This is a genomic window from Methylobacterium mesophilicum, assembly GCF_036441335.1.
GTDB lineage: Bacteria > Pseudomonadota > Alphaproteobacteria > Rhizobiales > Beijerinckiaceae > Methylobacterium > Methylobacterium mesophilicum_B.
In genome coordinates, this window is record NZ_MLBW01000013.1 from 25591 (window position 1) to 31681 (window position 6091).

The following is a 6091-nucleotide window of genomic DNA, read 5'->3' on the forward strand; positions in this document are numbered from 1 at the left end:
ACGGTTTTATCCGTTCCGCCCGATCTGACCCCGGACCGACCCCGACGCCCCCGGCAGGCCGGGGCCGCGGGGCGGCGCCTCAGTTCTTCGCCGGCGGCGTGGTGGCGGAGGGGACGTTGGCGGCCTGCTTCTCCGGGTGCTTCACCTGGCTGTAGGCGACGTTGGAGAAGGTGCCGATCACCGCGGGCCAGCTCGGGTTGCCGTATTGCGGGTCGTCGCGGCCGACCTTGCAGAAGGCGGTGGTCAGGCCGTTGACGATGTCGTCGTCGGTGACCCCGGTCGGCTCGGCCTTCACCTGCTGCACCAGCCGGGCGAGGGTCGGGACGAAGTCCTGCTGCTTCAGGCCCTTCAGGCTCGCCTGCAGCCCGATCTTGTCGAAGGCGGCCTTGAGCTTGTCCTGCTCGATCTCCGCGCAGGGCGCCGTGCCGGCCAGCATGGTCTTGGTGGCGGCGCGCGCCTCCGAGGCCTTGTCGCCGGTCACCGGGGGCGCCTTGTTGCCCCAGGAATTGCGGATGTAGTCGGTGACGTTCCTCACCTCGACGTCGGTCATCTGCTGACCGATCGCCACCATCGGGGCCAGCCCGCTCTGGGCGGCGAGGCCGCCGTAGATCACCCGCAGCACCGTCTCGGGCCCCTCCGACATCACCGAGGTGTTGCCGGCGAGCGCCGGCACGGCGCCCGCGATGCCCTTGCCGTCGGGCTGGTGGCAGGAGGAGCAGTAGGTCAGGTAGGTGGAGGCGCCGGGCGCGTCGGGCGTGTCGAAGGCCGCGAGGTCCTTCGGCTTGTAGGTCTGCTTGGCCGGCACGGTGCGCAGGTACGCGACCATGGCCTTGAGGTCCTCCTCCTTCACCTTGGAGAGGGATTCCATGATGGTCTGGCGCATCGGGCCGGCGGCGACGCCCGGCCGGTCGCCCGGGGCGGTGCCGGTCTTGAGGTAGGTCACCACCTGCTCGTCGGTCCAGGCGCCGATGCCCTGGTGGCCGTCCGGGGTGATGTTGGGGGCGTACCAGCCGTCGATCACGCCGCCGCCGAACCGGCCCGCGAAGCTCGAGTTGCCGACGAGCTTGTTCTCGTTGTGGCACATGGCGCAGTGGCCGAGCCCCTCGACCAAGTAGGCGCCGCGGTTGACCTCGGCGCTGGCGTTCGGGTCGGGCTTGAAGCGCTCGTCGGTGAAGAAGGCGGTCCGCCACGTCACCAGCGCCGTGCGGACGCTGAACGGGAACGGGATCTGGCTCTCCTGCCGCTTCTCGTTCACGGCCGGGACCGACTGGAGATAGGCCCAGATCGCCTTGGTGTCGTCGTCGGTGACCTTGGTGAACCAGCCGAACGGGAAGGCCGGGTACAGGTAGCCGACGTTCTTGCTGTAGCCGTGCCGGAACGCCTGGTCGAAGTCGGCGTAGCTCCAGTTGCCGAGGCCCGTCTCCTTGTCGGGCGTGAGGTTGGGCGTCATGATCACGCCGAAGGGCATGTTCAGCGCGTAGTTGCCGGCGAGGTACTTGCCGCCCGGCGCCGTGTGGCAGGCCGCGCAATCGCCCATCGTCACGAGGTACTTGCCGCGCTCGATCTGGTCGGCCGACCCGTCCTGCGCCAGCGCCGGCGCGGCCAGGAGCAGGCCCGCGAGGAACGGGGCGGCCCGCATCGGGGTCAGCCGCGTCGGGGACCGCCGCATCGGGGCCGCGCGGCCGGAGGAGAGGGCTCTCGTGCGCTGCATGCCGCGTCTCCCATCCCGATTTAGAGCTGTTTGAAACTTGTGACGCGCGTGAACGCGGCCGTCGCGGGCGTTGTTCCGGCCGGCGCCGCGCTGCGGCGTTGTGCCGTGGCCGCCCGGACGCGCAGGCCGAGATCGGCGAGGTGGGCGACGAGCCCGGCGAGCATCCAGCCGGCGACCGCGACCCAGCCGGCCTCCACGAGCGCCGCCCGCAGGGCCAGCATCAGCGCGGCGCCGGAGGCGAGGTTCGTGAGCAGGGACGGCAGCGGCAGGCCGACCCGGCGGCCGAGCCACGCGAGGGCGAGCGCCTCCAGGGCGACCAGCAGGAGGATCCCGTCGACGATCCGGCCCGACGCGAAGGCGGGGCGAAGGACGGGATCGAGCAGCGCCTCCATCAGGCGGGCTCCGCGAACGGCCCGTTGAGGCGCACGATCCGCAGGTTCAGGCAGGCGGCGACGCTGACCCAGGCGAGGTAGGGCAGGTTCATGAGCCCCGCCGCGCCCGAGACCCGGCCGGTCACCAGCACCAGCGCGCCGATGGACAGCCACAGGGCCGCGACCTCGGCGAGCGCCCAGTCGGGCCGGCGGAACCGGAAGAACAGCACGCTCCAGGCGATGTTGAGCACCCCGTTCACCGCGTAGGCGGCCAGCAGGACGCCCCGGGCGGCCGGATCGGCGTCGCCGTTCCAGGCGAGCACGCCGGCGGTGGTGGTGAGCGCGAAGATCACCGCCCAGACCGGGCCGAAGGCCCAGTCCGGCGGCTTCCAGGCCGGGACCCGCAGGCGCCGGTACCACGTGTCGGTCGTGGTCGCGAGGCCGCCGGCCACGGCCACCAGCACGGCGGCGACCGCCGCCACCGCGGGCGGCCCGAGATCGGCGGCGGCGAAGCTCACGGCGAGACCCAGCGGAACAGGTGGGCGAGGTCCTTGAAGAAGATCCGCGCGTGGGCGGCGGGCTTCGCGCGGACCAGCTCCTTGTTCATGTAGCTGTCCCAGGTGAGCTGCTGCACGTCCTTGTCCCGGCAGATCGAGACGAAGCGCTCGCGCAGGCCGTCGCTGCGGTACCAGACCCACTGCATCATCCCGAGGATCCAGAACACGCGCCCGTGCAGCTTCATGAACTGCCTCCGCGCGCCCGCGAGGGCGCGCGCGTCCCCGGTCCGCAGGAAGGCGGCGGCGGCCTCGGCCGAGAGCCGGCCGCCGAGCATCGCGTAGTAGATCCCCTCGCCGGAGGCCGGCGCGACGACGCCCGCGGCGTCGCCCGCGAGCAGCACGTCCCGGCCGTTGTCCCAGCGCTTCAGGGGCTTCAGCGGCAGCGGCGCCCCCTCGCGGCGGACGGTCTCGGCGTGGTCGAGGCCGGTGGCGGCGCGCAGCGCCCGGATCGAGGAGCGCAGCGAGAACCCCTTCCGCGCGCTGCCGGTGCCGATGCTCAGCGTGTCCCCGTGAGGGAAGATCCAGCTGTAGAAGTCCGGCGAGTGCCGGCCCTGGTAGTAGACGTCGCAGCGGGTCGCCTCGACCGACCCGGCCCCGGGGGCGCCGGCCTCCGGCACCCGCAGGATCTCGTGATAGGCGAAGACCTGCCGCATCCTGGCGTGGCCCGGCACCTCCGCGCGGCCGACCGGCGAGCAGGCGCCGTCGGCCCCGACGACGAGGCGCGCCCGGACGGCGTGGCGGGCGAGGCCGGCTCCTTGCGCCAGCGATAATAACTCTGCTCGGAGATCTCCGAGCAGAGTTATTATCGCTGGCGCAAGGAGTACGGCGGCCTCCAAGTCGACCAGGCCCGGAAGATGAAGGACCTGGAGCGCGAGAACGCGCGGCTGCGGCGGCTCGTGGCTGACCTGTCCCTGGAGAAGCAGGTGCTAGCGGACGTCGCCTCGGGAAACTTGTAGCCCCCGAGCGGCGCCGTGACGGCGAAGCCGACGATCATCATCACCCAGACGACGGTGGCGGCCGCGCCCCGCCGGGCCGGCGCGACGCCGCCCGAGAGCAGGACGAGGAGGGAGGTCCCGGCGGCGCCGACGCCCATGCCGACGCACAGGAAGGACAGGGCGGCGAGCGCCAGCCCCAGGGCGAGGTGCTCGGCGGCCAGCGCGGTGCCGCAGGCGGCGCCGAACCCGCCGAGGCAGAGGGCGGCCATGCCGCCGACGATCCAGGGGGTGCGCCGGCCGCTGCGGTCGGAGCCGTAGCCCCAGCGCGGGCGCAGGACCTGCACCGCGTAGTGCAGGGCGACCAGCAGGCCCGGCACGAGGGCGGGCAGCGCCAGCTCCACCACCATGACGCGGTTGAGGGTGGCGGTCATCAGCACGACGACGCTGCCCAGCGCGGTCTGGACGAGGCCGAGGCGGACGATCTGGGGCCAGCCGAGGCCTGCGCCGGGGTCCGGTGCCATCACGCCCCTCCCACCAGCGGGCGCAGCGCGAAGGCCGAGACCAGCATGCCGAGGACGTAGAGGGTGGTGCCGGTGCCGTTGTACCAGATCGCCCGCTCCCGGGGATTCTCCAGGAACCGGGCCATCAGGGCGAACTGGCCGGCGAGCAGCGCGGCGACGAGGCCGGCGTGCCAGTAGCGCTCCCAGCCGACGAGGAGCGCGATCACCGCGACCTGCGGCAGGGCCATGACCAGGCAGGCGAAGCGCGCGGCGCGCTCGGAGCCCATCTGCACCGGCAGCGACAGCAGCCCCATCCGCCGGTCGCCCTCCACGGACTTGAAGTCGTTGAGGGTCATGATGCCGTGGGCCCCGGCCGCGTAGAGCAGCGCCACCAGGAGCACCCGCCGGTCGGGCAGGGCGGCGGCCATGACGGCGGCGCCGGTGAACCAGGGCAGCCCCTCGTAGCAGAGCGCCACCGCGGCGTTGCCCCACCAGCCGTTCCGCTTCAGCCGCACCGGCGGCGCCGAGTAGATCCAGGCCAGAACCAGCCCGAACAGCGCGGCCCCGAGGATCCAGGGCCCGAGGGCGGCGGCCACCGCCAGCGACAGCGCCGTCCAGGCGAGGGCGAGGTAGAGCCCCCAGCGGCCCGGGATCCGCCCGGAGGGGATCGGCCGGTCCGGCTCGTTGATCGCGTCGACGTGGCGGTCGAACCAGTCGTTGGCGGCCTGGCTGGTGGCGCAGACCAGCGGGCCGGCCAGCAGGATGCCGGCGGCGATCACCGGCCACTGGCCGCTGGCCGGCTGGCCCGAGGAGATCACCCCGCAGGCGAAGGCCCACATCGGCGCGAACCACGTGAGCGGCTTCAGCAGCTCGATGACTGCGCTCGGGGCGGGCGTAGCGGTCATGGGGGGAGGCTACCGGGGCCCGCCGGGGTGTCAAGCCAGATTTACACCCCGCGTCAGCATGTGCGGGACGTTTGTCGAATAAATACAGCGGCGGGTCAGAAATACATTATCCGAAACACCGGAAAACGGTGCCGGCTGGACCGCCCACGCGGGCGCTTTCCGGCGCCCCGGGCGCTCCCGGCGCCCCCCGTCCGCGAGGACGATTCCGGGATCTTCGAGGCCTTCGGGGCCGGGATCCGAGCGGGTCCGGCAGGCCCCGCCGCGCGCACCTTCGGGAGACAGGACAGGATGCGGGGGACGGGTCCCGCCGCGCCCGGACGCCGTGCCCGGCTTCTCAGATGTCCTCGACCGGGCCGTCCAGGTCGCCGACGCCGTAGCGGCGCATCTTGGCGTAGAGGCCCTGCCGGCTCAGGCCGAGCATCTCGGCCGCCGAGGCCCGGTTGTCCCGGGTGATCCGGAGCGCCGCCTCGATGCAGAGCTTCTCGATCAGGTCGGTCGTCTCGCGCACCAGGGTCTTCATCGAGACCCGGCCGACCAGCTCGGTCATCTGCTCCACCGAGCGGGGCACCTCCCGCCCGACCCCGGGGCGCCCCTCGGCGATCCGCCGCGGGCCCGACCGGATGGCGAAGCCCAGGCAGGGGCGGGCGCCGGCCACCGACACGGCGGCGACCTCCACGTCCTCCATGCCGCCGTAGGCGCCGCGGACGACGGTGGCGAATCGGCGCACGGCGCCGTGGTCGACGAGGGTCGCGAACAGCGCCTGCGCCTCGGTCTCGTCGCGGCCGAGCCAGTGGTCGAGGGTGCGCCCGCGGGCCTGGCCCACGGTGGCGAGCTGCGCGAGCTCCAGGAAGGCGGCGTTGGCCATCAGGACCCGCCGCGCCGAATCGGTGACCACGAAGCCTTCCGGCATCGCCTCGATCACCGCGGCGGTGGGCGCCTCCTGGTCGGGTCCGGCCGAAGCGGCCGCCGGGTCGGCGACCAGCTGCAGCAGGGCGCTCGCGCCGCCCTCGCCCCGGAACAGCGAGGCCGAGACCGTGACCTCCCCGCGCCCGTGCGGCAGGGCCGCCCGGATCTCGCCCGCCTGCCCGGTCGCCCGCAGGGCGGCGAACTGC

Annotated in this window: 5 protein-coding genes and 3 pseudogenes; 1 reads left to right on the plus strand and 7 read right to left on the minus strand. The window is 73.2% G+C overall.

The genetic code is table 11. From position 1 onward, the window contains the following. Window positions 1-79 precede the first annotated feature (79 nt). From MMR14E_RS09395 to MMR14E_RS09410, 4 genes and pseudogenes are all read right to left on the minus strand, one after another. Window positions 80-1711, minus strand: a complete 1632-nt coding sequence (locus MMR14E_RS09395; protein WP_331313841.1) for a c-type cytochrome — start codon at window positions 1709-1711, stop codon at window positions 80-82. A gap of 20 nt (window positions 1712-1731) precedes the next feature. Further along, entirely contained in the window at window positions 1732-2103 is a 372-nt protein-coding gene (locus MMR14E_RS09400; protein ID WP_331313842.1) for a hypothetical protein, read from the minus strand. After that, window positions 2103-2600 carry a TspO/MBR family protein gene (locus MMR14E_RS09405; protein ID WP_331313843.1) on the minus strand — a complete coding sequence of 166 codons (498 nt, stop codon included), beginning with the start codon at window positions 2598-2600 and terminating at the stop codon, window positions 2103-2105. The genes MMR14E_RS09400 and MMR14E_RS09405 overlap by 1 nt, the downstream gene beginning before the upstream one ends. Further along, window positions 2597-3391: pseudogene (locus tag MMR14E_RS09410) on the minus strand (FAD-dependent monooxygenase); the annotation flags it as partial. The gene MMR14E_RS09405 and the pseudogene MMR14E_RS09410, both read right to left, overlap by 4 nt. Window positions 3392-3424: 33 nt before the next feature. Between MMR14E_RS09410 and MMR14E_RS09415 the strand changes: the two are divergent. After that, window positions 3425-3612 (plus strand): annotated as a pseudogene (locus MMR14E_RS09415) (transposase); the annotation flags it as partial. Here the strand turns inward: MMR14E_RS09415 and MMR14E_RS09420 are convergent. From MMR14E_RS09420 to MMR14E_RS09430, 3 genes and pseudogenes are all read right to left on the minus strand, one after another. Beyond that, window positions 3592-4095 (minus strand): annotated as a pseudogene (locus tag MMR14E_RS09420) (PucC family protein); the annotation flags it as partial. The pseudogenes MMR14E_RS09415 and MMR14E_RS09420 overlap by 21 nt on opposite strands. Then, a complete protein-coding gene (gene chlG / locus MMR14E_RS09425; RefSeq protein WP_331313844.1) occupies window positions 4095-4979 on the minus strand; it encodes a chlorophyll synthase ChlG in 885 nt (294 codons plus the stop codon). The pseudogene MMR14E_RS09420 and the gene chlG, both read right to left, overlap by 1 nt. Window positions 4980-5313: 334 nt before the next feature. Then, on the minus strand, window positions 5314-6091 hold a 778-nt coding region (locus MMR14E_RS09430), incomplete at its 5' end, for a helix-turn-helix domain-containing protein (RefSeq protein WP_331313845.1).

Bases quoted from the DNA above. Each gene is read 5' to 3' on its own strand.
- chlG (WP_331313844.1), bottom strand. From the start codon at position 4,979: ATGACCGCTACGCCCGCCCCGAGCGCAGTCATCGAGCTGCTGAAGCCG.
- MMR14E_RS09395 (WP_331313841.1), bottom strand. From the start codon at position 1,711: ATGCAGCGCACGAGAGCCCTCTCCTCCGGCCGCGCGGCCCCGATGCGG.
- MMR14E_RS09400 (WP_331313842.1), bottom strand. From the start codon at position 2,103: ATGGAGGCGCTGCTCGATCCCGTCCTTCGCCCCGCCTTCGCGTCGGGC.